General features: G+C 70.0%; 24 protein-coding genes. 16 read left to right on the top strand and 8 right to left on the bottom strand.

Annotated features, from left to right (window positions below; all coding sequences use genetic code 11):
* The first annotated feature begins 16 nt into the window (after positions 1–16).
* Positions 17–847, top strand: a complete 831-nt coding sequence (locus ACFWX1_RS35095) for a phosphate ABC transporter ATP-binding protein (protein ID WP_378394116.1) — start codon at positions 17–19, stop codon at positions 845–847.
* The gene (locus ACFWX1_RS35100) at positions 844–2,406 is read left to right on the top strand and encodes a substrate-binding domain-containing protein (protein WP_378394090.1); all 1,563 of its coding nucleotides are present in this window, start codon (positions 844–846) and stop codon (positions 2,404–2,406) included. Before ACFWX1_RS35095 ends, ACFWX1_RS35100 begins: the two co-directional genes overlap by 4 nt.
* Here ACFWX1_RS35100 and ACFWX1_RS35105 read toward each other — a convergent pair.
* Positions 2,390–3,304: an NADP-dependent oxidoreductase gene (locus ACFWX1_RS35105; RefSeq protein ID WP_378394091.1), complete on the bottom strand. Its 915-nt coding sequence runs from the start codon at positions 3,302–3,304 to the stop codon at positions 2,390–2,392. The genes ACFWX1_RS35100 and ACFWX1_RS35105 overlap by 17 nt on opposite strands.
* Before the next feature lie 278 nt (positions 3,305–3,582).
* Between ACFWX1_RS35105 and ACFWX1_RS35110 the strand changes: the two genes are divergently transcribed.
* Together ACFWX1_RS35110 and ACFWX1_RS35115 are read left to right on the top strand one after the other, a co-directional pair.
* Positions 3,583–4,854 (top strand): DUF222 domain-containing protein, encoded by a 1,272-nt coding sequence (locus tag ACFWX1_RS35110; RefSeq protein WP_378394092.1) that lies wholly within the window; start codon positions 3,583–3,585, stop codon positions 4,852–4,854.
* Between the two features lie 86 nt (positions 4,855–4,940).
* Entirely contained in the window at positions 4,941–5,441 is a 501-nt protein-coding gene (locus tag ACFWX1_RS35115; protein WP_378394093.1) for a GNAT family N-acetyltransferase, read from the top strand.
* 86 nt (positions 5,442–5,527) lie between these two features.
* On the opposite strand, the gene lpdA is transcribed toward ACFWX1_RS35115, so the two are convergent.
* From lpdA to pip, 5 genes are all read right to left on the bottom strand, one after another.
* Positions 5,528–6,913 carry a dihydrolipoyl dehydrogenase gene (gene lpdA, locus ACFWX1_RS35120; protein ID WP_378394094.1) on the bottom strand — a complete coding sequence of 462 codons (1,386 nt, stop codon included), beginning with the start codon at positions 6,911–6,913 and terminating at the stop codon, positions 5,528–5,530.
* Positions 6,914–7,003: 90 nt separating this feature from the next.
* Positions 7,004–7,792, bottom strand: coding sequence for a lysophospholipid acyltransferase family protein (locus ACFWX1_RS35125; RefSeq protein WP_378394095.1), 789 nt, complete (start codon positions 7,790–7,792; stop codon positions 7,004–7,006).
* Positions 7,789–7,911 carry a hypothetical protein gene (locus ACFWX1_RS35130; RefSeq protein WP_378394096.1) on the bottom strand — a complete coding sequence of 41 codons (123 nt, stop codon included), beginning with the start codon at positions 7,909–7,911 and terminating at the stop codon, positions 7,789–7,791. The genes ACFWX1_RS35125 and ACFWX1_RS35130 overlap by 4 nt, the downstream gene beginning before the upstream one ends.
* A 10-nt stretch (positions 7,912–7,921) precedes the next feature.
* Positions 7,922–8,326: a nitroreductase family deazaflavin-dependent oxidoreductase gene (locus tag ACFWX1_RS35135; protein ID WP_378394098.1), complete on the bottom strand. Its 405-nt coding sequence runs from the start codon at positions 8,324–8,326 to the stop codon at positions 7,922–7,924.
* A 3-nt stretch (positions 8,327–8,329) separates the two neighbouring features.
* The gene (pip, locus tag ACFWX1_RS35140; protein WP_378394099.1) at positions 8,330–9,349 is read right to left on the bottom strand and encodes a prolyl aminopeptidase; all 1,020 of its coding nucleotides are present in this window, start codon (positions 9,347–9,349) and stop codon (positions 8,330–8,332) included.
* Between the two features lie 101 nt (positions 9,350–9,450).
* On the opposite strand from pip, the gene ACFWX1_RS35145 reads away from it, so the two are divergent.
* The 9 genes from ACFWX1_RS35145 (at position 9,451) to ACFWX1_RS35185 (ending at position 19,878) form a co-directional block, all read left to right on the top strand.
* Positions 9,451–10,491 (top strand): LacI family DNA-binding transcriptional regulator, encoded by a 1,041-nt coding sequence (locus ACFWX1_RS35145; RefSeq protein ID WP_378394100.1) that lies wholly within the window; start codon positions 9,451–9,453, stop codon positions 10,489–10,491.
* Positions 10,492–10,610: 119 nt separating this feature from the next.
* Entirely contained in the window at positions 10,611–11,771 is a 1,161-nt protein-coding gene (locus ACFWX1_RS35150; RefSeq protein WP_378394101.1) for a DUF993 family protein, read from the top strand.
* 77 nt (positions 11,772–11,848) lie between these two features.
* On the top strand, positions 11,849–12,658 hold the full coding sequence (locus ACFWX1_RS35155) for a sugar phosphate isomerase/epimerase family protein (protein WP_378394102.1): 810 nt from the start codon (positions 11,849–11,851) through the stop codon (positions 12,656–12,658).
* Positions 12,659–13,030: 372 nt separating this feature from the next.
* Entirely contained in the window at positions 13,031–13,750 is a 720-nt protein-coding gene (locus ACFWX1_RS35160) for a response regulator transcription factor (RefSeq protein WP_378394103.1), read from the top strand.
* A gap of 3 nt (positions 13,751–13,753) precedes the next feature.
* Positions 13,754–15,070 carry a sensor histidine kinase gene (locus ACFWX1_RS35165; protein WP_378394104.1) on the top strand — a complete coding sequence of 439 codons (1,317 nt, stop codon included), beginning with the start codon at positions 13,754–13,756 and terminating at the stop codon, positions 15,068–15,070.
* Positions 15,071–15,241: 171 nt separating this feature from the next.
* A complete protein-coding gene (locus tag ACFWX1_RS35170) occupies positions 15,242–16,624 on the top strand; it encodes an amino acid permease (protein ID WP_378394117.1) in 1,383 nt (460 codons plus the stop codon).
* Complete coding sequence (locus ACFWX1_RS35175; RefSeq protein ID WP_378394105.1) at positions 16,621–17,421, top strand: carbon-nitrogen hydrolase family protein; 801 nt, start codon at positions 16,621–16,623, stop codon at positions 17,419–17,421. Before ACFWX1_RS35170 ends, ACFWX1_RS35175 begins: the two co-directional genes overlap by 4 nt.
* Positions 17,418–19,112 carry a flavin monoamine oxidase family protein gene (locus tag ACFWX1_RS35180; RefSeq protein WP_378394107.1) on the top strand — a complete coding sequence of 565 codons (1,695 nt, stop codon included), beginning with the start codon at positions 17,418–17,420 and terminating at the stop codon, positions 19,110–19,112. Before ACFWX1_RS35175 ends, ACFWX1_RS35180 begins: the two co-directional genes overlap by 4 nt.
* Positions 19,113–19,233: 121 nt before the next feature.
* Positions 19,234–19,878 (top strand): TetR/AcrR family transcriptional regulator, encoded by a 645-nt coding sequence (locus tag ACFWX1_RS35185; protein ID WP_378330452.1) that lies wholly within the window; start codon positions 19,234–19,236, stop codon positions 19,876–19,878.
* 11 nt (positions 19,879–19,889) lie between these two features.
* Here ACFWX1_RS35185 and ACFWX1_RS35190 read toward each other — a convergent pair whose 3' ends face one another.
* Positions 19,890–20,615 (bottom strand): TetR/AcrR family transcriptional regulator, encoded by a 726-nt coding sequence (locus ACFWX1_RS35190; protein ID WP_378394108.1) that lies wholly within the window; start codon positions 20,613–20,615, stop codon positions 19,890–19,892.
* Positions 20,616–20,696: 81 nt separating this feature from the next.
* On the opposite strand from ACFWX1_RS35190, the gene ACFWX1_RS35195 reads away from it, so the two are divergent.
* Positions 20,697–21,566, top strand: coding sequence for an alpha/beta fold hydrolase (locus ACFWX1_RS35195; protein ID WP_378394110.1), 870 nt, complete (start codon positions 20,697–20,699; stop codon positions 21,564–21,566).
* Between the two features lie 118 nt (positions 21,567–21,684).
* Positions 21,685–22,146, top strand: coding sequence for a hypothetical protein (locus ACFWX1_RS35200; protein WP_378394112.1), 462 nt, complete (start codon positions 21,685–21,687; stop codon positions 22,144–22,146).
* On the opposite strand, the gene ACFWX1_RS35205 is transcribed toward ACFWX1_RS35200, so the two are convergent.
* The gene (locus ACFWX1_RS35205) at positions 22,044–23,333 is read right to left on the bottom strand and encodes a PucR family transcriptional regulator (protein WP_378394113.1); all 1,290 of its coding nucleotides are present in this window, start codon (positions 23,331–23,333) and stop codon (positions 22,044–22,046) included. The two genes, ACFWX1_RS35200 and ACFWX1_RS35205, sit on opposite strands and share 103 nt — an antisense overlap.
* A gap of 120 nt (positions 23,334–23,453) precedes the next feature.
* Between ACFWX1_RS35205 and ACFWX1_RS35210 the strand changes: the two genes are divergently transcribed.
* On the top strand, positions 23,454–24,314 hold the full coding sequence (locus ACFWX1_RS35210; RefSeq protein WP_378394114.1) for an SGNH/GDSL hydrolase family protein: 861 nt from the start codon (positions 23,454–23,456) through the stop codon (positions 24,312–24,314).
* The last annotated feature ends 278 nt before the right edge of the window (positions 24,315–24,592 follow it).

A 24,592-nucleotide genomic window follows, 5' to 3' on the forward strand; every position in this document is an offset into this window, starting at 1 on the left:
AACACCTGCTACCGAAATGTCCACTGTGGAGATACCGCGCACGCGAGAGGTGACGCTGACCGGTGGCCCGCCACCGGGCGCGGCGGAGCTCGAAGCCCGCGAGGTCGGTGCCTGGTTCGGGGATCGGCTCGTGCTCGAGGGGGTGTCGCTGCGCATGCCGGCGCGGGAGGTGACCGCGCTGATCGGACCGTCCGGCTGCGGGAAGTCGACATTCCTGCGCATCCTCAACCGGATGCACGAACTGGTGCCCTCGGCCAGCCTGTCCGGCGAAGTGCTGCTCGACGGCCAGGACATCTACGCCGAGGGCACCCGGGCCCAGCAGGTTCGGCTGCGGATCGGGATGGTGTTCCAGAAGCCGAACCCGTTCCCCGCTATGTCCATTCGCGACAACGTGCTCGCCGGGCTGAAGCTGGCCGGGGTGCGCTGTGACGACAAGGACGCGCTGGTCGAGCAGAGTCTCGAGCGCGCGGGCCTGTGGCGCGAGGTGCGGGACCGGCTCGGTTCGCCCGGCGGCGCGCTTTCCGGCGGCCAGCAACAGCGGCTGTGCATCGCGCGGTCGCTCGCGGTGCGGCCGAACGTGCTGTTGATGGACGAGCCCTGTTCGGCGCTCGACCCGACCTCGACCCGGCGGATCGAGCAGACCATCGCCGAGATCGGGCACGAGGTGACGGTCGTGATCGTCACGCACAACATGCAGCAGGCACAACGGGTTTCGGACCACTGCGCGTTCTTCCTCGCCGAGGAGAACGAACCGGGGCGCGTCATCGAACACGGGCCGACCGAGCGGATCTTCGGCTCACCCGAGGACGAGCGGACCCACGACTACGTCAACGGGCGGTTCGGATGAGGACTTTCCCGGTACGAAAGCCGGGCGCGCTGGGAGGTGTCCTCGCGCTGCTGCTCGGCGCGCAGCTCGCCACCGCTCCCGGCGCGTCGGCCGCCGTCGCGCTCACCGGCTCCGGCTCCAGCTATGTCGGCCCGGCGATGAACGACTGGCAGAACGGCGCCGGTTCCCGCGGAATCCAGGTCAACTACAGCGCGTTCAGCTCACCCAGCGGCGTCAACCAGTACGGCGACCGCACCGTCGACTTCGCCGGGACCGAAGCCGAGGTCACTTCGCTCACCGCGGCCGGTGCGGGCGGGCAGTCGGCGCAGCAACGCGGGTACCAGTACGTCCCGGACGTCGCGGGCGCGGTCGCGGTGATGTACAACGTCACCGACGCTGGCGGCCAGAAGGTCGACTACCTGCACCTGACCCGGCAGACGATCGGCCGCATCTTCAGCCGCGACATCACCCGGTGGAACGATCCGGCGATCACCGCCACCAACGGCGGGAAAGCCCTGCCGGATCAGCCGATCACGCTGCTGGGCCGCACCGGGCAGTCGGGGACGACGGCGTTGTTCTACGACTTCATCGCGCAGACCGCCCCCGGCCCGTACCAGGCCTTCGTGTCCCGCAACGCCACGAACGGGATGGGGGCCCTGCCACCGGGGGTGCGGCCGATCCAGCTACCCACCTCCGGTCCCGACTCCGCCTGGTACAAGCTGTTCGGCGATTCGGAGCAGATCGCGACGGCGGTGGCGACCGGGAACGTCCCGTTCTCCATCGGCTACGACGAATTCGCCTACGCACTGCGGTACGGCGCGCCGACGGTGTGGGTCGAGAACGAGAGCGGGCAGTACACCAAGCCGTACGCGGAGAACATCGCCGCGGCGCTGACGAAGGCGGAACTCCGGCCGGACCTGAGCCAGAAACTCGACGGCGTGTACGCGAACCGGGATCCCAAGACGTACCCCATCTCGGCGTATTCGTACATCATGATGCCGTGCACCACCGGCCGCGACACGTGCCGCGGCGGCTACGACGATCCGGGAAAGACCACGACCATCACCGCGTTCCTGGAGCACATCGCCTGCGACGGGCAGAGCAACATGGCGCGGATCGGGTACTCCCCGCTGCCGCCGAACCTCTCACAGGAGATGATGAACTCGAACGCGCGGCTGACCGGTCAGCCCGCCAAGCAGCTGAACGCGGGCAACTGCGCGAACCCGACGTTCCACGGCAGCCTGGGTGCGGGCGCGTCGAGTCCGCCGGATCCGTTCGAAAAGCTGGGCGGTGTCGACAAGTTGACCAAGGGCACGGCCAAGGCCCCGGGCACCGCCACTACCGATGCCGGCCCCTCGAACGCCGGGACGGCGACGGCGACCGCGGACCCGGACACCGAGCTGGCCAACGGCGGCTCGAAGAACTGGCGCGAGGCCGATCCCGCCGCGTACGAACACGGCGGGATCGGCGGCTTCGGCGGCTGGGCGGCACTGGTGCTGCTGACCGCGATCGCGGCGCCGCTGCTGATCCGCGGGGTACTCGCCAGAATCAAGCGAGGCAGGGTCAGACGGGGAACGTGAGCACGATCTTCCCGCGTCCGTGGCCCGTTTCGATCTCCCGATGCGCCTGCGCGGCTTCCGTGTACGGGTAGGTGCGGCGCACGTGGAACTTCAAGTCCCCCTTGGCATGGAGCGCGGCGAGGCCGGCCAGCCGCTCGGCGGACCGGGTCCCGGCGGTGAGCCGGACACCCAGGTCCGCCGCCTTGTCGTGCTCCACGAGGGTGAGAATGCGATCGCGATTCTCGACGAGCTCGAGTGAGACGTCGAGCGCGTCACCACCCGCGCCGTCGATGACCGCGTCCACACCGCCGGGCGCGGCGGCACGGATCCGGTCGATCAGGCCTTCGCCGTAGACGAGCGGCGTGGCGCCGAGCGAACGGACGTAGTCCTGGTTGACCGCGCTCGCGGTGCCGAGAACGGTGGCCCCGCGCAGCGCGGCGAGCTGGACCGCGGCCGTGCCCACCGACCCGGCCGCCGCGTGGACGAGCACCGTGTCGCCTTCGCCGACCCCGAGATTGTCGAGCGCGATGGTGGCCGTCTGCGTGCCCGCGGTGAACCCGCCCGCCACCTCCCACGGCATTTCGGCGGGCTTCGCGGTGACGTTGTCCGCGGGCACGACGACGTATTCGGCGTAGGCGCCCAGCACTGTGAAGCCCAGGACTTCCATTCCCAGGCCAACCTTGGTCACGCCGTCGCCCACTTCGTCGACGACACCGGCGAATTCATTGCCCACCACGCGCGGCCAGCGCAGTTCGGCCCCGGCGGGTTCCCACCCGGCCCGCACGGCCGCGTCGAAGGGCTGGACCCCCGCGGCCCTGACCCGCACCCGGACCTGGCCGGGTCCGGCATGGGGGTCGTCCAATTCCATCGGACGAAGTACCTCCGGGTCACCGATTTCGGTGAACGCCGCCGCTTTCATGGTTCCTCCGCTTGCTCATCGGCTGTCTCGTCCCAGCCTCATGTCTCCAGCTAACTGGAGGTCAAGCCCGGGAGCGCCGTGACACGGGCCATACCGGCCACGCCCGCCGTGTCCGCCACACCCGCTGCGTCTGCCGTGTCCGCCACACCCGCTGCGTCTGCCGTGTCCGCCGCGTCTGCCGTCATCGGGATCAATTTCTGCGCGTATACCTGGACACTCGCGCGGGCCCCGTCCTCACCGAGCGCTTTTTGTCGGTGGCTCTCGGTACCGTCCCTGGCATGAACGCAACCGACCTTCTCAGCGACCTGATCGACCGCAACACCCAGGAGGTGATCCACGGAATACTGGGCACGACACGCGCGCTACGCGTGTCGGCGCGCCAGGTCGAGCGCATGCCGGACCACGCGGTGGTCCGCGTCATGCGCGGTGCCGAAAGCGAAATGGCGCGGCTGCAGGCGATGCAGGTGCGCTGCATGGCCACGCTCGAACGGCGAAGAAGAAATCCTCGAAGTACCCGCGCCGAAGTGGCGCTGGCCTTGTGCCTCACGGAAAAACACGCGGGCAAGGTCGTGGACGCGGCGCAGGCGCTCACCACCCGGCTGCCCCGCACCCTGGAACTCATGGAGCGCGGTCAGCTCGATCTGTACCGTGCCAGGAAAGTAGTCGAAGCCACTGCCTGGCTCTCCGACGAAAAGGCCCGTGAGGTCGACGAAGTACTGGCCTCGCGGCTGCCGGGGAAGAACGCGGTGCAGGTACGCCGGGCCGCGGCCTACGCGGCGTTGAAGGCCGATCCCGAGGGAGGCGCCCGGCGCGCCGAGCAAAAGCTCCGGGAACGACGCTTGAAGCTGCACCATCGTGAGGCGGGCATCGCGGATCTGGTCCTCGAAAAGGCTCCCGTCGAAAAGGCCGCGGCGGCCTATGCCCGCATCGACCGCGCGGCGAGAGCGTTGAAGACCCGTGACGATCCCCGGACCCTCGACCAACTGCGTGCCGACGTCGCCGTCGACCTCCTGCTCGGCGGCCACCACGGCGGTCCCCCTCGCGCCGAGGTCTTCCTGTACCTCGACATGAACACTTTCCTGCGGTTGAACGACAATCCGGCCGAACTCGCCGGACACGGGCCTGTTCCCGCCGAGGTGGCGCGGCGGATCGTCGCGGGCCCGGACACGGTGCTCCGGCGGATTCTCACCGATCCGGCCACCGGCCAGGTCCTCGACCTCGGCCGCACCCGCTACCGGCCGACAGCGGCCTTGGACGAGTTCGTCCGGGTACGGGACCGCGAATGCCGTCAGCCGGGCTGCTGCCGGCCCGCGCAGGCCGGCGAGCTCGACCATGCGGTGCCCTGGCAGCACGGCGGCCCCACGAGCAGCCGTTCGCTGGCCGCCTACTGCGGAAACCACCACCATCTCAAGGACGAACCCGGCTGGGTCTACCAGCTGGACGACGACGGAACCCTGACCATCAGGACCCCGGCCGACCACCTGTACTTCAGTGAGCCGCCGTCGTTGCACGAGCCCCGAGAGGAGGAACCACCGGACGACGAAGGCTGAGGTGGACATCCGCGGTCGCGAGTCAGCGGCGGCACGGCCGACACGTCCATGTGGGATTGTCGGTCCCCGCCGTTAGCGTCTCGGCCATGGAGAAGATCCGGACCGACGGCACCACCGTCAGCAGAGCCATGCCCGAGCAGGCCGAAGCGTTGACCGCGCTCATGCACGCGTCGTCGGCGTATCGCGGCAAGTACGCCTCGATACTCGACGGCTATGCGGTCACGGCTGCGTACGTGCGGTCGCATCCGGTCTTCGTCGCGACCGCCGCGGACCACATCGTGGGCTTCGGCGCCCTGCTCACCGGCAACCCGGAACTGGACCTGCTTTTCGTCGCCGACGACACGCAGGGCCTCGGTGTGGGCGCACAACTGGTGACCCACGTGCTCGAGCACGCCAAGACCCTCGGCCTCACCACTGTCCGCGTCGTCGCCCACCCGCCCGCCCTGGCCTTCTACGAACGAATGGGAGCACGTCGTGTAGGCACTGTCCCGCCGAAACCACCGAAGATCACCTGGGAGCGACCCGAACTCGTTTTCGAGCTGACGCGCTCGTGGGAAGGAGACGATCAGAGGCCCCACCGCGAGTAAGTGTCCACAAAGCAGGCGTCCACAACAGACACGAAGGCCCGCCCCGAGCCGGTGGCCGCCGGTCCGGGACGAGCCCTTCGCCCACCTCACATATTGATCATGTGTCCGGCCAGTCCGTGGATCGCTTCCTTGACCGCCTCGCCCAGTGTCGGGTGCGCGTGCACATTGCGGCCGACCTCGTGCACCGTCAGATCCCACTGCTGCGCCAGCGTCAGTTCCGGCAGCAGTTCGGTGACCTCCGGACCGATCAGGTGCGCGCCGAGCAGCTCCCCGTGGGTGGCGTCGCTCAGGATCTTCACGAACCCGACGGCATCACCGAGGCCGTGCGCCTTTCCGTTGGCACTGAACGGGAACTTCGCCACCTGGACGTCATAGCCGAGCTTCCGCGCCTGCGCTTCGGTGTAGCCGAAGCTGGCGATCTGCGGCTGGCAGTAGGTCGCGCGCGGGATCATCACGAAGTCGAGTTCCAAGGTCTCCGCGCCGGCGATGGTCTCCGCCGCGACCACGCCCATGGATTCCGACGCGTGCGCGAGCATCAGCTTCGCCGTCACGTCACCGATCGCGAAGATGTGTGGCACGTTCGTGCGGCCACGGGCGTCCGCGGCGATCGCACCGCGCTCGGTCAGCGCGACGCCGGTGTTCTCCAGGCCGTAGCCCTCGACGCGCGGCTGGAAACCGATCGCCTGCAGCACCTTGTCCGCTTCGAGCACCTGCTGCTGCCCGTTCTGCGACACCGTCACCCGCACCTTGGCGCCGGAGTCGTCGATGGACTCCACCTTGGTCGAGGTCAGCACCTTGATGCCGAGCTTGCGATAGCGCCGGGCGAGTTCGGCCGACACCTCGGCGTCCTCGAGCGGCACCATGCGGTCCAGGAACTCCACGATGGTCACATCGACGCCGTAGTTGTGCAGCACGTAGGCGAACTCGACACCGATCGCGCCGGCACCCGCGATCACGATGCTGCCCGGCAGCTCGCTCTCCAGGATCTGCTGTTCGTAGGTGACGACCCGGTCACTGCGCGAGGTCCCCGGCAGCAACCGCGCCGTCGCACCGGTCGCGATCACGCAGTGGCCGAAGGTGATCCGCTCACCGTTGACCTCGATCGTGTTCGCGTCGACGAAGGTGCCGTGCCCGTCGTACTCGGTGATCTTGTTCTTCTTCATCAGGAAGTGCACGCCCTTGACGCGCCCGTCCGCGACCTTCCGGCTCCGCTCGTAGGCGGCGGTGTAGTCGAACCGGACCTGCCCCTCGGCCTGGATGCCGTACGACTTGGCTTCCTGGGTGAAAATGTGCGCCAGCTCGGCGTTGCGCAGCAGCGCCTTCGACGGAATGCATCCGACGTTCAGGCAGACCCCGCCCCAGTATTTCTCCTCCACCACCGCGGCGGTCAGCCCGAGCTGCGAAGCGCGGATCGCCGCCACGTAGCCCCCGACCCCGGCGCCCAGCACCACGACATCAAAATGTGCACTCATAAGCCGAAACCTACCCCCATCCGGGTTACCCGGCAGGTGACGCTCCGCACGAGGCGCGGCAGGCTCAAGCCGCAGATTCGGACCGCGAGTTCAGGCAGCAGGCGGGACCTCACCCCGCACCCCGCCGAGCAACGCGGTGACGGCGGCCATGATCCGCGCGGTGGCTTCGTCGAGGACCTCCCGGGTGAGCGGCAGCCTCGCGAGGTCGGACAGCTCGACCGGCGGTCCGGCGACGAGATCGATCGTCTTGCGCGGAATGCCGCGCGGCACCCGCGCCGTCGCGGGCAGCAGGTGATGGGTTCCCCAGTTGGCCAGCGGGATCACCGGCGCACCGGTCTCCAGCGCGATCCGCGCGATGCCGGTTTTGCCCTTCATGGGCCATCCCTCCGGGTCCGACGAGAAGGTCGCCTCCGGGAAGACGACCACGCACTCGCCCGAACGCACCGCCGCCACCGCGTCCCGGTACGCCTCGACCGCCGTGGCCGCGCCCCGATAGACCGGGATGTGCCGCCCGGACCGCATCACCGCCCCGACCACCGGGACATTCCACAAATCGGCCTTCGCCAGGTAACGCGGCACCCGGCCGGCGGCGAGGCAGTACGCGGTCACCGTCGTGGGATCGGCGAACGACAGGTGATTGGACGCCACGAGCACCCCGCCGGTGGACGGGATGTGCTCGGCCCCGCGCACCCGGAACCGGCTGGACAACACGAGGAAGCGCCAGATGACCTCGATCGCGAGGCTGTACCAGAACCCCCGGCCGGCGCGGGCGAAGCGCCGGCCGAAGGCCATCATCTGACGCCGGGTGAGCGGCTCGGCGCCGGTTTCCAGCGGAGTCCAGCGATCGCGTGTCCGATACGGCAGGGCCATGGTGGTCATTCGTAGCCGACGACCACCCGGCGCGGCGCCGTCCGGCCGCCGAACGCGGCGGAGATCACACCGTGTTTAGGCAAGCCGAGCCCGCACAGTCCCCTGGCACCCGGGCCGGGCCGCGTCACCCGCGCCGGATCACACGCGCTCGAGCACCACCACGGGGATCTCCCGGTCGGTCTTCTTCTGGTACTCGTTGTAGTCCGGCCACACCGCGGCCAGCCTCTCCCAGAGCTTGGCCCGCTCCTCGCCCTCGGCGGTACGGGCGCGCGCGGTGAAACGGTCCGCCTTCACCTGGACCTTCACCTCCGGGTTCGCGACCAGGTTGAGGTACCAGCCAGGGTGGTTCGGCGCGCCGCCCTTCGAAGCGACGATCACGTGGTTGCCGTCGACCTCCTGGTAGATCAGCGGGAACTTGCGGTCCTCACCGGTCTTGCGGCCCTTGGTGGTCAGCACCAGGATCGGCGCGCCCTTCTCCCAGTCGTGCCCGACCTCGCCGTCGGTCTCCTCGTAGCGGCGGACGTGCTCGTCACCGAAAAGCATGAATCAGTTCCTTTCGCGTTCATCGGTCGTTCCCGACGCTCCGGCCGGGTCCTCCCCTGCCCAGCGTGCCGCGAATCGGTCGGTCGCGCTGACCAGCTCCCGGAGCGTGCCCGGCTCGTCGAAGGCGTGCCCGGCGTCCCCGATCATGATCAGCTCGGCACCGGGCAGCACCTGGGCGAGCTCCCACGCGGTGGTGGCGGGGGTGACCACGTCGTAGCGTCCCTGGACCAGAACGCACGGGATCCCGGCGAGCTTCCCGGCGTCACGGATCAGTTGATCTTCGCCGAGCCACCCGCCGTTGCGGAAGTAGTGGTTCTCGATCCGGGCGATCGCCAGCGCGAAGCGGGGATCGGTGAACGCGGCGACGACGTCGGCGCGGGGCGCGAACTTCACCGTCTCGCCCTCCCATCTGCTCCACGCGATCGCGGCGGGCAGGTGGACGTCGGGGTCGGGATGGTTCAGCAGTTCGTGGTAGACCTCGATCAGATCACCGTCCCGCCGCGGTCGCGGGACGGGTTCGAGAAAGCGGGACCACGCCTCGGGAAACAGGCATCCGGCGCCACCGCCGTAAAGCCATTGGAGTTCCTTGGAGCGCAACGTCGCTACACCCCGCAGGACCAGTTCCGTCACTCGTTCGGGGTAAGTTTCGGCATACGCCAGAGCGAGTACGCTTCCCCAGGAACCCCCGAACACCAACCACCGTTCTATTCCCCGTGCCCCACGCAACCGCTCGATATCGGCGACCAGATGCCAGGTGGTGTTTACCGCGAGATCGACGCCGGGACTACCGCAATGCGGAGTACTGCGTCCGCAACCACGCTGATCGAACACCACGATCCGATATCGTGCGGGGTCGAAAAGCCGTCGGTGGCGCGGCGTCGCTCCACTACCGGGTCCGCCATGCAGGAACACAACCGGCTTCCCTTGCGGGTTCCCGCACTCCTCCCAGTAGATTGCATTGCCATCACCCACCGGCAGCATCCCGCGATCGTAGGGTTCGATTTCCGGATACAGACCGATCATGTGCGCCACTATGCCCGAGAACACCGGCCCGAGAACACCGAGCCCGGGAAACCGCAGCTCCGGAAACCCGGTCCGCGAAACCAAAACCTTGGAGGAAGCCCATGAAGTCCCGGCCGCACGTCACTCTCGAGGACGTGGCACGCAGCGCGAATGTTTCACTCGCGACCGCGTCCCGAGTTCTGAACGGCACCGCGTCGGTGCGCACAGACCTGCGCGATCGCGTGGTTTCGGCGGCGGCCGAGCTGGCATACGCTCCCAACGCTCACGCGCAGGCGCTGGCAGGCGGCTCCCATCGCACGGTCGGCGTGATCTGCCACGACGTCAGCGATCCGTATTTCTCCGCCATCGCCGGCGGCGTGATGCGTGTCGCCACCGACAACGGACTGCTGGTCATGCTGGCCGGAACGTTCCGTGACCCGGACCGGGAGGTTGCCTACGTGTCGATGCTTCGGGCCCAGCGGGCTTCGGCGATCGTGCTGATCGGCTCGGCGTTCGAGGACCGTGCATGGGAACGTGCGATGGCAGCGGAACTGGAGCCGTACCGCCGTGGCGGCGGGCAGGTCGCGGCCGTCAGCAGACACCGCGGGCTCAAGATCGACTCCGTGCAGCCGGACAACCGCGGTGGCGCGGCCGAACTCGCGAAATCCTTGTTCGGCATGGGACATCGGCGTTTCGCGGTGCTTTCCGGCCCCCGGCAGCTGACCACCGTGCTCGACCGGCTGAGCGGGTTTTCCACCGCACTGGCCGAACTCGGCGTCACACTGCACGAGGAGGACGTGGTCGAGGGCGCTTTCACCAGGGAAGGCGGCTACGAGGCCATGCGGACCGTGCTGGCTCGCTCGAAGCGGAAGCTGCCGACCTGCGTGTTCGCGGTCACCGACATCATGGCGATGGGCGCGCTGACCGCGCTTCGCGAGGCCGGACTGTCGGCGCCGGACGACATTTCCGTCGCCGGTTTCAACGACATCCCGGTCGTCCGCGACCTCACTCCGAAGCTCAGCACGGTAGCGCTTCCTCTGGAGCAATTGGGTGAACGCGCCATGGATCTGGCACTGAAGGGTTCCTCCGCGGGCAGGCCCCGGGTGGTGCGAATGTCGGGTCAGGTCATGCTCCGCGAGAGCACCGGGCGGCCGCGCCGCTGAGCGGGAGGGCCTTGTCGCTTTGCGGCAACGGCCCTACCGTGACTGAGAAAGCGCTTTCAACAATCGACTTCTCGTCCACGGAACTGTTGATTTTTCATACATCGACGGAGGCCACCGGAATGTCCGCGGTCGTGCTGCCCACCGACGCCGGGACGGCGAACTGGTCACCTTCCGGGCGAACCCCGCCGAAACCGCCTCCGACACCGCCGTCCGCGCGAATGGCCTATGCGGCCGCGCACGTTGTCGCCGATCCACTGAAACCGGACAATCACCCCGGAGCGGCGCTCGATTGGGACGCCACTCTCGCTTTCCGCGAGTACCTCTGGTCGTGCGGGCTCGGGGTCGCCGAAGCGATGGACACCGCCCAGCGCGGGATGGGCCTGGACTGGGCGGCCACCCGGGAACTCGTGCAGCGGACCGGGGACATCGCGGCCGGGCGGGCCTGGGTGGCCGGTGCCGGCACCGATCAGCTCCCGCCCGGCCCCGCCGGGCTTCCGGCCGTGGTGGACGCCTGGCGGGAGCAGCTCGACCTGGTCGTCACCGCGGGCGCCACGCCGGTGGTGATGGCCAGCCGGGCGCTCGCCGCGGCGGCGGACGGCCCCGCCGACTACCGCGCCGCGTACGGCAAGCTGCTCTCCTCGGCGCCCGGCCCGGTCATGCTGCACTGGCTCGGCCCCCAGTTCGACCCCGCACTGACCGGCTATTGGGGCCACGACGACCTGCGAGACTCCGCCCGCGAACTCGCCGCGCTGTGCGCCGAGCATCGCGATGTGGTCGCCGGCGTCAAGGTTTCCGTGCTGGACGCCGAGCTCGAAATCGAGTTCCGGCGGTCACTCCCCGACGGCGTCGCCTGCTACACCGGCGACGACTTCCACTACCCGGCGCTGATCTCGGGCGACGCGAGCGGACACGAGGGGCACAGCCACAGCGAAGCACTGCTGGGGATCTTCGACCCGATCGCCCCGGTGGCGGGTGCCGCGCTCGCCCGGCTGGACGCCGGGGACACCGCGGGATTCCACGCCCTGCTCGACCCGACCGTCGCGCTGGCCCGCGAGATCTTCCGGGCCCCGACCCGCCACTACAAGACCGGCGTCGTGTTCCTCGCCTATCTGAACGGGCACCAGCGGCATTTCCGGATGGTCGGCGGCCACGAGTCGGCGCGGTCGATCACTCACCTGGCGCAGTTGCTCCGGCTGGCGGACACCGCAGGCGTCCTGGTCGATCCCGATCTCGCCGTGGCCAGGATGCGCCCGCTACTCGCCGCCGCGGGCCTGTGGTGACCGTGCCTTTCATCGAGACGCCTGCCGCCGAGACGACTTTTGCCGGGACGACTTCGCCGGAACGGACGGGAATCGGGATGGATCGGTTGAGCCTCAACCAGATCACCACCAAGAGCTGGACCCTGCCGGAGGCGGTGGCCGGCTGTGCCGCGGCCGGAGTGGGCTGGATCGGCCTGTGGCGGGACAAGGTCGCCGAAGTCGGCGCCTGCCGGGCGGCCCGGCTGCTCAAGGACTACGACGTCCGGGTGTCCTCCCTGTGCCGTGGTGGGTTTTTCACCGGAATCGAGCCGGATGGGTCCGAAGTGGACGGCCTGGCGCGGACCCGGGAGGCGATCGACGAAGCCGCGTTGCTCGGAGCGGACGTGCTCGTGCTGGTGGTCGGCGGAATCGGCGCCGACGGGCTCGCGGCCTCGCGGCAGCGGGTCGCCGACGCGGTGGGCGAACTGGCCCCCTACGCCGGGGAGCGCGGTATCCGGCTGGGGCTGGAACCGCTGCACCCGATGCAGTGCGCGGAACGGTCCGTACTGTCCACTGTGGACCAGGCGCTGGCGATCGCGCGTGAGCATCCGCACGAGCAGGTGGGCGTGATCGTCGACGAGTTCCACGTCTGGTGGGACCCGCGGATCGAGGAGTCGATCGCCGCGGCGGCGGGCCGCATCGCCGGTTTCCACGTGTGCGACCAGCTCGTCCCGCTGCCCGATCCCCTGCTCGGCCGCGCCCTGCCCGGCGACGGGCCGATCCCGCACCGCAGGCTGCGTTCCTGCGTGGACGCGGCGGGCTACACCGGTCCGATCGAGGTCGAGGTCTTCAACGCCGAGCTGTGGCGGCGTCCCGGCGCCGACGTCCTCGCCGACGTCGTCACCGCCTACCGCGACCACGTCGCCTGAAAAGCATGTCGCATGAAAACTTTTCAGCCTGAAAGCGCGCGACCCGAAAGCGCGTCGTCCGCACTGTGTGTCCCCTGACACGCGCATCCGGCACACTTGCCCACCCCGGCGCTATCGGGTTGGCTGTGCACCCGCGGCCGTCCGACGGCCTCGGCGAGCGCCGGTGTGACATTGTTCGCAACCGGCGCCCGGTACCGGCGACGCCGCCCCTGTGGTGGCGGGCTTCCGGCACCCGCCACGGCGGTGCCGGCGGGAGAGAACGAAGCGGAAAAACGGAGGAAAACCGGGCCGGTGAAGATCACGGACGCGCACCCTGCACCTAGCCGATTCCCACATAGTGCGAGACATCCTTCGTTGGTTACAGTGCCGAACATGCCGAACCTGCTGGTGGTGGAAGACGACGCGGCCATCGGCAGCGTGCTCGAGTCGACCCTGCGACTACACGGTTACCAGGTGCATTGGCGGCGGGACGGCCGCAGCGCGCTCAAGGTGGCCGAAGCGGGCGACATCGACCTCGTCCTGCTCGATCTCGGGCTCCCCGACCTCGACGGCGTCGAGGCCTGCCGCAGGATCCGGGCGTGCCTGCCCTCGGCGGTACTGGTCATCCTCACCGCCCGTCAGGACGAGATGGACGTGGTCGTCGGGCTGGACGCCGGGGCGGACGACTACCTCACCAAGCCCATCCGGCTCGGCGAGCTGCTGGCGCGGTTGCGGGCACATCTGCGCCGCGGCACCGCCGTGCCGCAGCAGCAGAAGGCACCGATCAGCGTCGGCGAACTGCTCGTGGACACCGCCAGCCGCCGGGTCAGTCTCGCCGGCGAGGAACTCGTGCTGCGGGCCAAGGAGTTCGACCTGCTCGCCCGGCTCGCCGAGCAGCCGGGTGTGGCGGTCAGCCGCGAAACGCTGATGGCCGAGGTCTGGGACGCGCACTGGTACGGCTCCACGAAGACGCTCGACGTGCACATCGCCGCGTTGCGCCGCAAACTCGCCGCGACCGGCGTCCCCGCCGCGCTCATCCCCCGGATCGCCACCCTGCGCGGGCACGGCTACCGGCTGGAGGATCCGGCGAATTCCGGCGCCGCGGACGGGTAACGCGTGCGCCGTCGGATCGTGACGCTGACCGTCCTCGCGGCGGTGCTGGCGACCACGTTGTTCGGCCTGCCCCTAGCCATCGTCGCGGCGCAGACCTTCGGCGACGACACCGTCGCCGACCTGGAACGGGCCGCCGACGCCGTCGCCGTCGCCGTTTCCAAACCGCTCGCCAACGGCCAGCCCGTCCCGCCGCCGGTGGTCGGCCCCGGCGACGACGAGGCCGAGGCCCAGATCCAGGTCGGGGTCTACGGCCCGGACGGCAGGCTGCTGGCCGGACGAGGCCCGTCGCCCGCCGACGAGGTCACCCGCAGGGTCGCGGGGACGACCAAGGACATGGTCAACGGCTCGATCGGGGACGACGAGGTGCTCGCCGTGCCGGTGCTGAGCGGGGAGCGATTGACCGGCGTCGTCCGGGCGGCGCTGCCCCGTTCGGAACTGAACCACCGGATCGCGCTGGCGTGGCTGGCCATGGCGGGCTGCGCGGCGCTGGCGGTCACCGGGAGCTGGCTGCTGGCCCGGTGGATCGCGGCCCGGCTGACCCGGCCGCTCGAAGAGCTCGCCGCGGCGGCCGGACGGCTCGGCGACGGCGATTTCACCGTGCGCTCGCCTCGCCCTGGCATTCCCGAGATCGACAAGGTCGGTTCGGCGCTCGACACCACCGCCGAACGGATCGGGGAGACGCTGGAACGGGAGCGAGCGTTCTCCGCCGACGCCTCCCACCAGCTCCGTACCCCGCTGACCGGGCTTCGCCTGCAGCTGGAAGCGGCGCTGGAGAACCCGGGGCAGGATCCCCGCAGCGCGATCGAAGCCGGGCTCGGTTCGGTCGACCGGCTCGAACGCACCATCGAGGATCTGCTCGCGCTGGCGCGGCAGAGCCGCGCGCCGCGGGCGGCGCTCGATCTGGACACGCTGCTCGGCGAGCTGCGGCAGACGTGGCAGCCCGTGCTCGCCGGGCAGGGCCGCGAGCTGGTGGTCCGGACCGAGGACGCCCCGCCGGCGCGGGCGGCGGCCGCGGCGATCCGCCAGGTGCTGAGCGTGCTGGTGGACAACGCCGTCACGCACGGCAGTGGCACGGTGACCGTGGTGACCCGCGACGCCGGGGACACCCTGGCGATCGACGTCGTCGACGAGGGACCGGACCTCGGCGAGGCCGATCCGTTCACGCTGGATCACACCCAGGCCACCGGGCACGGGATCGGCCTGCGGCTGGCCCGTAGCCTTGCCGAGGCCGAGGACGGCCGGTTGCGGCTGAGCAAGCCGGATCCGCCGACGTTCACGCTGCTGCTGCCCGCGGCCACCGGAACGGATCCTCACGACTAGGCCCGAAGGCGCAATGAAGTACCGCACATCCAGGCAAGTTCACAATGATTCGCCGTTACTCGGTCGCGAGACGACCGATACCGTGGCTCGCGATCCACACGGACCTCAGCGAGGAGGAGCCAGGTGAAACCGGCGACCAGCACACCACCGCGAACCGGGCTGCGTGCCGCGATGCTGCGGCGCAAGCCCGTCGCGGACCTGATCGCCGAGGGCGACCACGGGAAGCTGAAGCGGTCGCTCGGGCTCGGCCAGCTGACCATGCTCAGCATCGGCGCGACGCTGGGCAGCGGGATCTTCGTGGTCCTCGGCGAGGCGGTGCCGGTCGCCGGGCCCGCGGTGATCCTCTCGTTCGTCCTCGCCGGTGTCACCGCGCTGTTCTCGGCGTTGTCCTACGCCGAACTCGCCGGGATGATCCCGCTTTCCGGCTCTTCCTATTCCTACGCCTACGCCACACTCGGCGAACTCGTCGCGTGGGTGTGCGGCTGGTGTCTTGTCCTCGAATACGGCGTCTCGGTGGCCTCGGTCGCCGTCGGCTGGGGGCAGTACCTCAACGAACTGCTGCGGGCGGCCTTCGGTGTCACCATCCCGGACGCGCTGAGCCAGCCACCCGGCGGCGGCGGGATCGTGAACGTCCCGGCCATCGTCGTCGTGCTGCTCGCGATGGTGCTGTTGCTGGCAGGCGCGAAGGAAAGCGCCAGGGCCAACGCGATCATGGTGGTCATCAAGATCGGCACGCTGGTGTTGTTCTGCGCGATCGCGTTCACCGCGGTGCAGGCGAAGAACTTCACCCCGTTCCTGCCGCTGGGCCTGGCGGGGCTGAGCGCGGGCGGGGCGAAACTGTTCTTCTCCTACATCGGGTTCGACGCGGCCTCGACCGCGGGCGAGGAGGCGAAGAACCCGCAGCGGGACCTGCCGAGGGCGATCCTGCTCTCCCTCGGCATCGTCACGGTGCTGTACTGCCTTGTCGCGGTCGCCGCGGTCGGCGCGCTGCCGTGGCAGCGGTTCGGCGATCAGCAGGCGGCGCTCTCGCACGTGCTGACCTCGATCCTGGACAACGAGTTCTGGGCCGCGCTGCTCGCCGTCGGCGCGATCGTGGCGATCTCCAGCGTCGTCCTGACAGTCCTCTATGGACAGACCAGGATCCTGTTCGCGATGTCCCGGGACGGGCTGGTACCCGCCGCACTGTCCACTGTGGATGCCAAAACCGGGACACCGAGGACGAACACACTGGTGGTGTCCGGTTTCGTCGCCGTGCTCGCCGCCTTCGTGCCGCTCGGCAAACTCGCCGACGCGACCAGCATCGGCACCCTGTTCGCGTTCGCGCTGGTCAACATCGCGGTGCTGGTGCTGCGCAAACGCAGGCCGGAGCAGCCACGCACGTTCCGGGTCCCGCTCGCGCCGGTCACCCCGGTCATCGGGATCGGCTGCTGCGCGCTGCTGATGTTCAGCCTCGACACGGCGACCTGGATCGTCTTCGGCGGCTGGATGCTGCTCGGCCTCGCGATCTACTTCGGCTACAGCGTGCGCCGCGCGCGGCTGGCGGGGGCGCGATGATTGTCGCCGTCCACCAGGGACCGTACGACGCGCTGCCGGCGGCCGCCATGGCCGCGGCCGGGTCCGGGGCGCGGCTGCTCGTCACGGCCGAGATGATCACCACCGGCTACCACATCGGCGCGGCGTCCCACGAACTCGCCGAACCGGCGGACGGCCCGACCGCCCGGCGGATGGGCGAACTGGCCGCCGACACCGGGATCGCGCTCGTCTACGGCTATCCCGAGCGTGAGGGCGAATCCGTCCACAACAGCGTCCAGCTGATCGGCGCGACCGGTGAGCGGCTCGCGAACTACCGCAAGGCACATCTGTTCGGCGACCTCGACCGCGCGTGGTTCACCCCGGGCTCGACGGCCGTGGTGCAGGCGAAGCTGGACGGGCTGCGAATCGGCCTGCTGATCTGCTACGACGTCGAATTCCCCGAGCAGGTCCGCGCACACGCGCTCGCGGGCACCGACCTGCTGGTCGTGCCGACCGCGCTGATGAGCCCGTACGAACTGGTCGCCGACACCCTGGTGCCCACGCGGGCCTACGAAAGCCAGCTCTACGTCGTCTACGCCAATCGCTGTGACAGCGAACAGGAACTGACCTACTGCGGCCGGTCCGCGATCGTCGCGCCGACCGGCGAAGTGCTCGCACGGGCGGGCGCGCGGCCGGCGATGCTCAGCGCGCGGGTCGACCCCGCGCTGCTGGCCGCGTCCCGCGCCGAGAACACCCACCTCGCCGACCGGCGCCCCGAGCTCTACCGGACGCTGCTCGATCGCCACGACCCGCATGACCCCGAAGGACCCCGAGCATGACCTCCGCCGTTCCCACCGCGATCCACCACGACGAACCGGCGGGCCGCCCGATCACCATGTTCGGCCCCGATTTCCCGTTCGCCTACGACGAGTACCTCGCCCATCCGGCCGGGCTCGGCTCGATCCCGGCGGACCGCCACGGCACCGAGGTCGCCGTGATCGGGGGCGGGCTGTCCGGCATCGTCACCGCCTACGAGCTGATGAAGCTGGGCCTGCGCCCGGTGGTGTACGAGATCGCCGAGATCGGCGGGCGGCTGCGCACCGTGCGGTTCCCCGGCTGCCCCGGCGACGTGGTGGCGGAAATGGGCGCGATGCGGTTCCCGCCCGCCTCGACCACGCTGTTCCACTACATCGACAAGGTCGGGCTCGAGACCACGCCGTTCCCGAACCCGCTCGCCCCGGCCACCCCGAGCACCGTCGTCGACCTCAAGGGCCGCAGCCACTACGCGCGCACGGCCGCTGATCTGCCCGAGGTGTTCGGCGGGGTCGCCACCGCCTGGGAACGCACGCTCGAAGAGCACGCGCGTTTCACCGCGATGCAGACCGCCATCCGCGACCGGGACACGAAGACGATCAAGAAACTGTGGAACGACCTCGTACCAAGGCTGGACAACCAGACGTTCTACGGATTCCTCTGTGACTCGCCCGCGTTCTCGTCCTTCCGGGACCGCGAGATCTTCGGGCAGGTCGGTTTCGGCACCGGCGGCTGGGACACCGACTTCCCGAACTCGATCCTGGAAATCCTGCGCGTGGTCTACACCGGCGCCGACGACGAGCACCGCAGCATCGTCGGCGGCAGCAGGCAACTGCCGCTCCGGCTGTGGGAACGCGCCCCCGAACGCCTCGCGCACTGGCCCGCGGGCACCAGTCTCAGCTCGCTGCACGAAGGCGGCAGGCCCCGCCCCGGAGTCGTCCGGCTGCACCGCACCGCGCCGAACAACGTCACCGTGACCGACGAAAGCGGGCACATCCACACCTTCCCGGCGGCGGTGTTCACCGCGCAGAGCTGGTTGCTGCTCTCGAAGATCGCGTGCGACGAGGCGCTGTTCCCGATCGACCACTGGACGGCGATCGAACGCACCCACTACATGGAGTCGTCGAAGGTCTTCGTCCCGGTCGACCGTCCGTTCTGGCTCGACCCCGACCCGGTGACCGGGCGCGACACCATGAGCATGACGCTCACCGACCGGATGCCGCGCGGGACGTACCTGCTCGGCACCGACCCGGATTCGCCCGCGGTGATCTGCCTTTCCTACACGTGGGCCGACGATTCGCTGAAGTGGCTGCCGCTCTCGGTCGCGGAACGCGTCGAGGTGATGCTCCAGTCGCTGCGGGAGATCTATCCCGGTGTGGACGTACGGCGGCACATCATCGGCGACCCGGTGACGGTGTCCTGGGAGGCCGAGCCCCATTTCATGGGCGCGTTCAAGGCCAACCTCCCCGGCCACTACCGCTATCAGGAACGCCTTTTCACGCATTTCGCGCAACACCGGCTCGAACCGCGGTTCCGCGGGGTTTTCCTTGCCGGGGACGACGTCTCGTGGACGGCGGGCTGGGCCGAAGGCGCGGTCCAGACCGCGCTGAACGCGGTGTGGGGCGTCCAGCGGCACTTCGGCGGCGCGGCCGATCCGGCGAACCCCGGGCCGGGCGACCTGTTCGACGACATCGCCCCGATCGTGCTACCGGACTGAGCCGGAAATACGCCGTACCGTACGCCGGTCACTACGAATCGCGTTGGTTTCCCGGCGGTAACTTTGCGACATCGGGCCGTTCGACCGTCAGAACTGAACCGATCATGCGACGATGGGAAGCATGACCACCGAGCCGGCCCCGCGATGGCGCAGACTGGAACCGGACGCCCGGAAGGAACAGATCTACGCGTGCGCGGCGCGGCTGTTCGGTGAGCGACCGTATTCCGAGGTGTCCACTTCGGACATCGCGGCGGCGGCGGGAGTGGCACGGGGCCTGATCAACCACTACTTCGGCACGAAGCGCGAGCTGTACCTGGAAATCATCAGGAGAGCGCTCACCGTGCCGAGGCTCGCGGTGGAAATCCTCCCGGAGGGCCCGCTCGAACTCCGGGCCGACGTGGCGATCGACTGGTTCCTGGACATGGTCACCAGCCAGGAACGGATGTGGCTGGCCGCGATCGCGCCCGAGGGCATCGGCCGGGACCTGGAGGTCGAGCGCATCCTGGAGGAGGCCGACCAGGAATCCGCCGACCGGGTGCTGGAGGCCGTCGGGCTCTCCCGCGACAGCGCGCACGGGCCCGAACTGAACGCGCTGGTCCGCGCGTTCGGCGGCATGGTGAAGGCGGCGGGGCGGGAATGGCTGGTCCGCGGCGCGCTCGACCGGTCACAGGTGCACACGTTGCTCAGCAAGTCGCTGGTCACCCTCGTCGGCGAGGTCTTCCCGGTGATCCAGGGGCATCCGGCGGGCAACTCCGCGCCCGGCTGACGTCCGCCGGTTCAGTTCCGTCCGCCGGTTTCCAGCTGCGTGAGCCGATAGGCGAGGCCGTCGAGACAGCGTTCGACGGCGTAGTCGTAGAGCCGGGCGAAGTACGCGGACGCCTTGTCCGGATCGGATACCAGTTCGTGCATCGCCCTGCCGTGCGCGGCCATGCCGGGCAGATCGCCGCGATCGCGATAGGTTGCGTATTCCTCGGTGAGGCTCGAGCCCAGTTCGAGATCACCGTCCCGTTCGTCCTCCATCGCGACGAACTGGCAGGCGTTGGCGAGCAGCAGGTTGTAGGCGAGGGCACTCTCCTCGCCGAACCCGGCCGTCATCAGGACCCGGATGCCCGCGTCGATGGTGCGTGTCGCGGCGCTCACCGATGGCCCGAACAACGCGAGCCGGCGCGCCGATCCGGGGTAACGCCGCAGTACCGCGCGAAGCTCGGCGAGCAACGCCGCGAACCACGTGCGCCACGGCAGCATGTCCCCCGGCAGCGTCAGCTCCCCGACGACCCGGTCGATCACGGCGTTGACGACCGCGTCGCGATCCCCGACGTGGTGGTAGACGACGGCGGGGTAGGCGTCGACCGCGCCCGCGAGCTGACGCAGCGTCCAGCTGTCCAGTCCCCGTTCCGCCGTCAGCTTCAGCGCGGCGTCGACGATCCGCTCCGCGGTGATCGCCGGCAGTCCGGCGGCGGCCCTCGACCGCGGCCGGTTGCCCGTTCCCGGGGACAATGACATGCGAAGTACGTTATCCGCTTGTCTTTCGATGGTGCCAGCGTCCGGTGGTGTCAACGCGGGGGACTCGGGCAAGATCGAGGCATGCCACGCGCACAGGCCAACGGACTCGAACTGGAATACGACACCTTCGGGGACCCGGGCAGCCCGCCGCTGGTCCTCGTCATGGGACTCGGCGCCCAGATGATCACCTGGGAGGCGGGGCTGTGCGAGCTGCTGGCCGCGCGGGGTTTCCACGTGGTGCGGTTCGACAACCGGGACATCGGCCTGTCGACCTACCTCGACCACCTGCCCGCGCCCGATCTCACCGCGCTGCTCTCGGGTGACCTCGCGACAGTGCCGTATCTCCTGTCGGACATGGCCGACGACGCCGTCGGCCTCTTCGACGCGCTCGGCTTCGAGAAGGCCCACGTGGTGGGCGCTTCGATGGGCGGGATGATCGTGCAGCAGCTCGCGATCGACCATCCGGACCGGCTGCTGAGCGTCACCTCGATCATGTCCACGACCGGTGACCGCGCGGTCGGCCAGGCCGAGCCCAGCGCGCTGGCCGTGCTGACGCGCCCGCCGGCCGCGACGCGCGCGCAGGCGATCGAGGAGGGCGTGGTCGCTTTCCGCGCCCTCGGCTCCCCCGGCTACCCGGCGACGGAGGAGTACCTGCGGACGAAGACGGCGACGCACTACGACCGCGCTGTGCATCCCGAAGGGACACTGCGCCAGACCGCGGCCATCGTCGCCTCGGGCGACCGCACGGAACAGCTGCGCGAGATCCGGCTGCCCTTCGCGGTCATCCACGGCGACGCCGACCCCCTGATCAACGTCAGCGGTGGCAAGGCGACCGCCGAAGCGATCCCGGACGCCGAACTCGTGGTGATCCCCGGGATGGGGCACGACCTGCCCCACGCCCTCTGGCCGCAGTTCGCCGACGTCATCGCGCGGACAGCCGCCCGCGCCTGACCCCCTTCTCCCGCGGACTCCGTCACCTGGTCAAAGAAGCGTCAAGATTCCGAACGAGCACGTACGGATCGCGGCAGCGAGTCTTATCAGCCGGGCGGCGGTGCGCTGAACTGGGCCGATGAGGGCCAGAACAACGCACGAAGGACGGCTTCCCGGCGGTTTCGGCTTCCCCCTCGGCTGTGTGGCACTGGTCGTGGCCGCACTCGCCGCGGCGGTGGCGGGCGCCGGCGCACATCCCGTCTACGCCCTCGTCGCGTTCGTCCCGGTCGTCCTCGCGATCGGCTTTTCCACCACCGTCTTCGCCGCCGCGGGAACCGCGTTGATCGCCTGGGCCGTCTACTCCGGGTTCGTCCTCGGACGTGCCGGCGGCCTGGTGTTCGACGCCGCTGCCGGCCGTGCCGCGCTGGTTCTCGGCGCCGCGCTGGTGGCGGGTCTCGGCGGTGGCGTCCTCGTCCGGGCGGTGCGCAACGCCCGGACTCACCTTCTCGGCGCCGACGTCCCCGCACCGCGCCGGTCCGTGGAGCCGCCCGCGCGGCGGGCGGCCAGCGCCGCGATGATGCGCGGCAAGCCCGCGGGCTGAACCGGATCGACGCCGGTCAGCTCCCGCACCCGCCGCAGCCGGTAGTCCACGGTGTTGGGGTGGATGTGCAGTGAGGCGGCCGTGCGCCTGCGGTTGCCTTCGCTGGCGAGATAGCAGTCGAGCGTTTCGAGCAGATCGGGATGGGGTTCCAGGGGCGCGACCACCGCCGCGAGCCGGTCGCGCGCGGCACCGGGCCGGGTCAGCTGGAACTCCATGAGCACGTCGTCGAGGCGGTACAGCCCGGGTTCGCGGCCGAACCAGCGGACGACGTCGAGCACCGCGCTCGCCTGCTCCGCCGCGACCCGGACCCCGGACGGCGGCGCTGTTTCCGCGGCGACGGTCACGTCCGCGCCCGCCGCGCGCCCGGCGTGCCCGGTCAGCTCCCGCCAGCCGCCGACGTCCACTTCGGACAGCCGGCCGCCCAGCGGCACCAGCACCACACCACCGCTGCCGTCGACCGAGGCGAGCACGCCCTCCCCGCACTGCTGCTCGAAGGTGCCGAGGAACCGGCGCAGCTTGCGGCGGACCGCGATGGTCGCGTCGACACCGGGCCGTTCCTCGTCGGGATGGCGGCCCAGTTCGACGCACAGCACGAGATAGCAGGCGGGCAGCGTGATCCCGGTGGCCAGTGCCGCCGCGTCGATCGCCCCGCCGTCCAGCAGCGCCGAAAGCAGCGACCGCCGCGCCGTGTGCTCCTGCCCGACCTTCGTGCGCAACTGGTCCAGGTAGCCGCTCGTCACCGCGCCGGTGACCGCCGAGACGAACCGCAGCACGCGGTCGACGATCTCCGCGAGATCGTCGACGTCGCCTTCGCCCGCCCCGGCCGCTGCGGTACGGAAGATCTCCCTCGCCCCGACGTGATACGCCTCGAGCACGGCTTCGAGGGGGAAACCCTCCTCGGCCCGCCGGGCGGCCGACCCGCCGATCTGCCGGAGTTCGGCGTCGTTGAGCGGACGGTCCTCGCGGAGACTCCGCGCGAAGGCCCGTAACGCGTCCTGGGTGATCGCCGCGATGTCGCCGCGGATCTCCTCGACGGGCAGCCGCCGGTAATCGGCGACCTCGGCCTGGATCCGGCGGAGCACGCGAACCCGGAGTTCGGCCTCCTCGACGCTGAGCCGCTCGTGCACGGGACGTCCGCCGAGCGACAGCGCCCGCCCTGCTACCCCGTCCGTCCTGTGCTCGGTCACAACCGGCCTCCTCGATCTCTGCCCGTGTTCCTAGTCAACGGGCCGGTGATCGCTGCCGATGATGTCACGAAGACCAGAACCGGCAAGCCCGCAGCACACACAGACACATAGGAGGACAGCATGCGGATCGGCGGACGGACAACGGCGTTGGCCGCCATCGCGGCGATCACCTTCGGCACGCTCGCGGGACCGGCGTCCGCGGCGACCGCGACCGAATACGTGGCGCTCGGCGATTCGGCGGCCGCGGGCCCGCTGATCCCGCCGCAGGATCCGGCGTCCTACGGCTGTCTTCGTTCACTCGTGGACTATCCGCACGTGGTGGCGAAGAAAATCGGCGCGGCGAAGCTCACCGACGTCACCTGCTCCGGCGCGAAGACGGTCGACCTGTCCGGTTCGCAGCCGACGTTCACCGGACCGGCCGCACCCCAGCTCGACGCGCTGAGCAGCAGGACCTCGGTCGTCACGCTCACCATCGGCGCCAACGACGTCGGCCTGGTCCCGGCCGTGCTGAGCTGCCTCAACCTGGCTCCCGGCGTGCAGCCGGACTGCGTCGACCGGTACACCGCGGGCGGGCACGACCAGCTCGCCGAGAGCATCGCCGACTTCGAGCCGAAGTGGGGCGCGGCGATCTCCGCCATCGCGAAACGGGCGCCGAAGGCACGGATTTCCGTCGTCGGCTACGGAACGTATCTCCCGCACAACGGATGCTGGCCGGTCGCGCCGCTCTCGGCACGGGATGCTGACTACATCCAGAAGACCATCGGTGAACTCGACGCCGCTCTCGCGCGGCAGGCCGCGGCACACGGCGCCCGCTTCCTCGACATCCGCGGCGTGACCAGCGGGCACGACGTCTGCCAGGCGCCGGGGGTGAAGTGGTACGAGAGCCTCGTGCCGACCGCGATCGCGGCCCCGCTGCACCCGAACGAGGCGGGTATGGCGGGCATCGGCGCCTACGTCGCGGGCAAGCTCGCCCGGAACTGAAACACCGAGCGGACCCCGGGGCCCGCGCCGGCGGGCCGGGTTCGTTCTCCCCCCACGCGAGAGCGAATCCGGCCGCCGACGCTCCGACGCCGCCTCCGGTGTTCCCGCCCGTACCCCTCTGACGAGCGGGAACACCGGTCCGCGCCTGGCCCGGGGGGGGGCGCGGCGCGCGGCCGGGCGCGGGGCGGCGGGGGGTGGACAAAGTCCACCGGGCCCCCAGCCAAGGCCCCCCGGCGGGGGGGGGGGGGGGCCCGGTGGCCCCCCACCGCCCCCCGGGC

The sequence above is a fragment of the Amycolatopsis sp. NPDC059021 genome (assembly GCF_042739895.1).
Classification (GTDB): Bacteria; Actinomycetota; Actinomycetes; order Mycobacteriales; family Pseudonocardiaceae; genus Amycolatopsis.

Coding starts and splice junctions, on each gene's coding strand:
- ACFWX1_RS35170 (WP_378394117.1), top strand. CDS start 15,242: ATGCTGCGGCGCAAGCCCGTCGCGGACCTGATCGCCGAGGGCGACCAC.
- ACFWX1_RS35190 (WP_378394108.1), bottom strand. CDS start 20,615: ATGTCATTGTCCCCGGGAACGGGCAACCGGCCGCGGTCGAGGGCCGCC.
- ACFWX1_RS35160 (WP_378394103.1), top strand. CDS start 13,031: ATGCCGAACCTGCTGGTGGTGGAAGACGACGCGGCCATCGGCAGCGTG.
- ACFWX1_RS35145 (WP_378394100.1), top strand. CDS start 9,451: ATGAAGTCCCGGCCGCACGTCACTCTCGAGGACGTGGCACGCAGCGCG.
- lpdA (WP_378394094.1), bottom strand. CDS start 6,913: ATGAGTGCACATTTTGATGTCGTGGTGCTGGGCGCCGGGGTCGGGGGC.
- ACFWX1_RS35150 (WP_378394101.1), top strand. CDS start 10,611: ATGTCCGCGGTCGTGCTGCCCACCGACGCCGGGACGGCGAACTGGTCA.
- ACFWX1_RS35135 (WP_378394098.1), bottom strand. CDS start 8,326: ATGCTTTTCGGTGACGAGCACGTCCGCCGCTACGAGGAGACCGACGGC.
- ACFWX1_RS35155 (WP_378394102.1), top strand. CDS start 11,849: ATGGATCGGTTGAGCCTCAACCAGATCACCACCAAGAGCTGGACCCTG.
- ACFWX1_RS35200 (WP_378394112.1), top strand. CDS start 21,685: ATGAGGGCCAGAACAACGCACGAAGGACGGCTTCCCGGCGGTTTCGGC.
- ACFWX1_RS35115 (WP_378394093.1), top strand. CDS start 4,941: ATGGAGAAGATCCGGACCGACGGCACCACCGTCAGCAGAGCCATGCCC.
- ACFWX1_RS35110 (WP_378394092.1), top strand. CDS start 3,583: ATGAACGCAACCGACCTTCTCAGCGACCTGATCGACCGCAACACCCAG.
- ACFWX1_RS35185 (WP_378330452.1), top strand. CDS start 19,234: ATGACCACCGAGCCGGCCCCGCGATGGCGCAGACTGGAACCGGACGCC.
- ACFWX1_RS35125 (WP_378394095.1), bottom strand. CDS start 7,792: ATGACCACCATGGCCCTGCCGTATCGGACACGCGATCGCTGGACTCCG.
- ACFWX1_RS35195 (WP_378394110.1), top strand. CDS start 20,697: ATGCCACGCGCACAGGCCAACGGACTCGAACTGGAATACGACACCTTC.
- ACFWX1_RS35180 (WP_378394107.1), top strand. CDS start 17,418: ATGACCTCCGCCGTTCCCACCGCGATCCACCACGACGAACCGGCGGGC.
- ACFWX1_RS35100 (WP_378394090.1), top strand. CDS start 844: ATGAGGACTTTCCCGGTACGAAAGCCGGGCGCGCTGGGAGGTGTCCTC.
- pip (WP_378394099.1), bottom strand. CDS start 9,349: ATGATCGGTCTGTATCCGGAAATCGAACCCTACGATCGCGGGATGCTG.
- ACFWX1_RS35105 (WP_378394091.1), bottom strand. CDS start 3,304: ATGAAAGCGGCGGCGTTCACCGAAATCGGTGACCCGGAGGTACTTCGT.
- ACFWX1_RS35210 (WP_378394114.1), top strand. CDS start 23,454: ATGCGGATCGGCGGACGGACAACGGCGTTGGCCGCCATCGCGGCGATC.
- ACFWX1_RS35095 (WP_378394116.1), top strand. CDS start 17: ATGTCCACTGTGGAGATACCGCGCACGCGAGAGGTGACGCTGACCGGT.
- ACFWX1_RS35175 (WP_378394105.1), top strand. CDS start 16,621: ATGATTGTCGCCGTCCACCAGGGACCGTACGACGCGCTGCCGGCGGCC.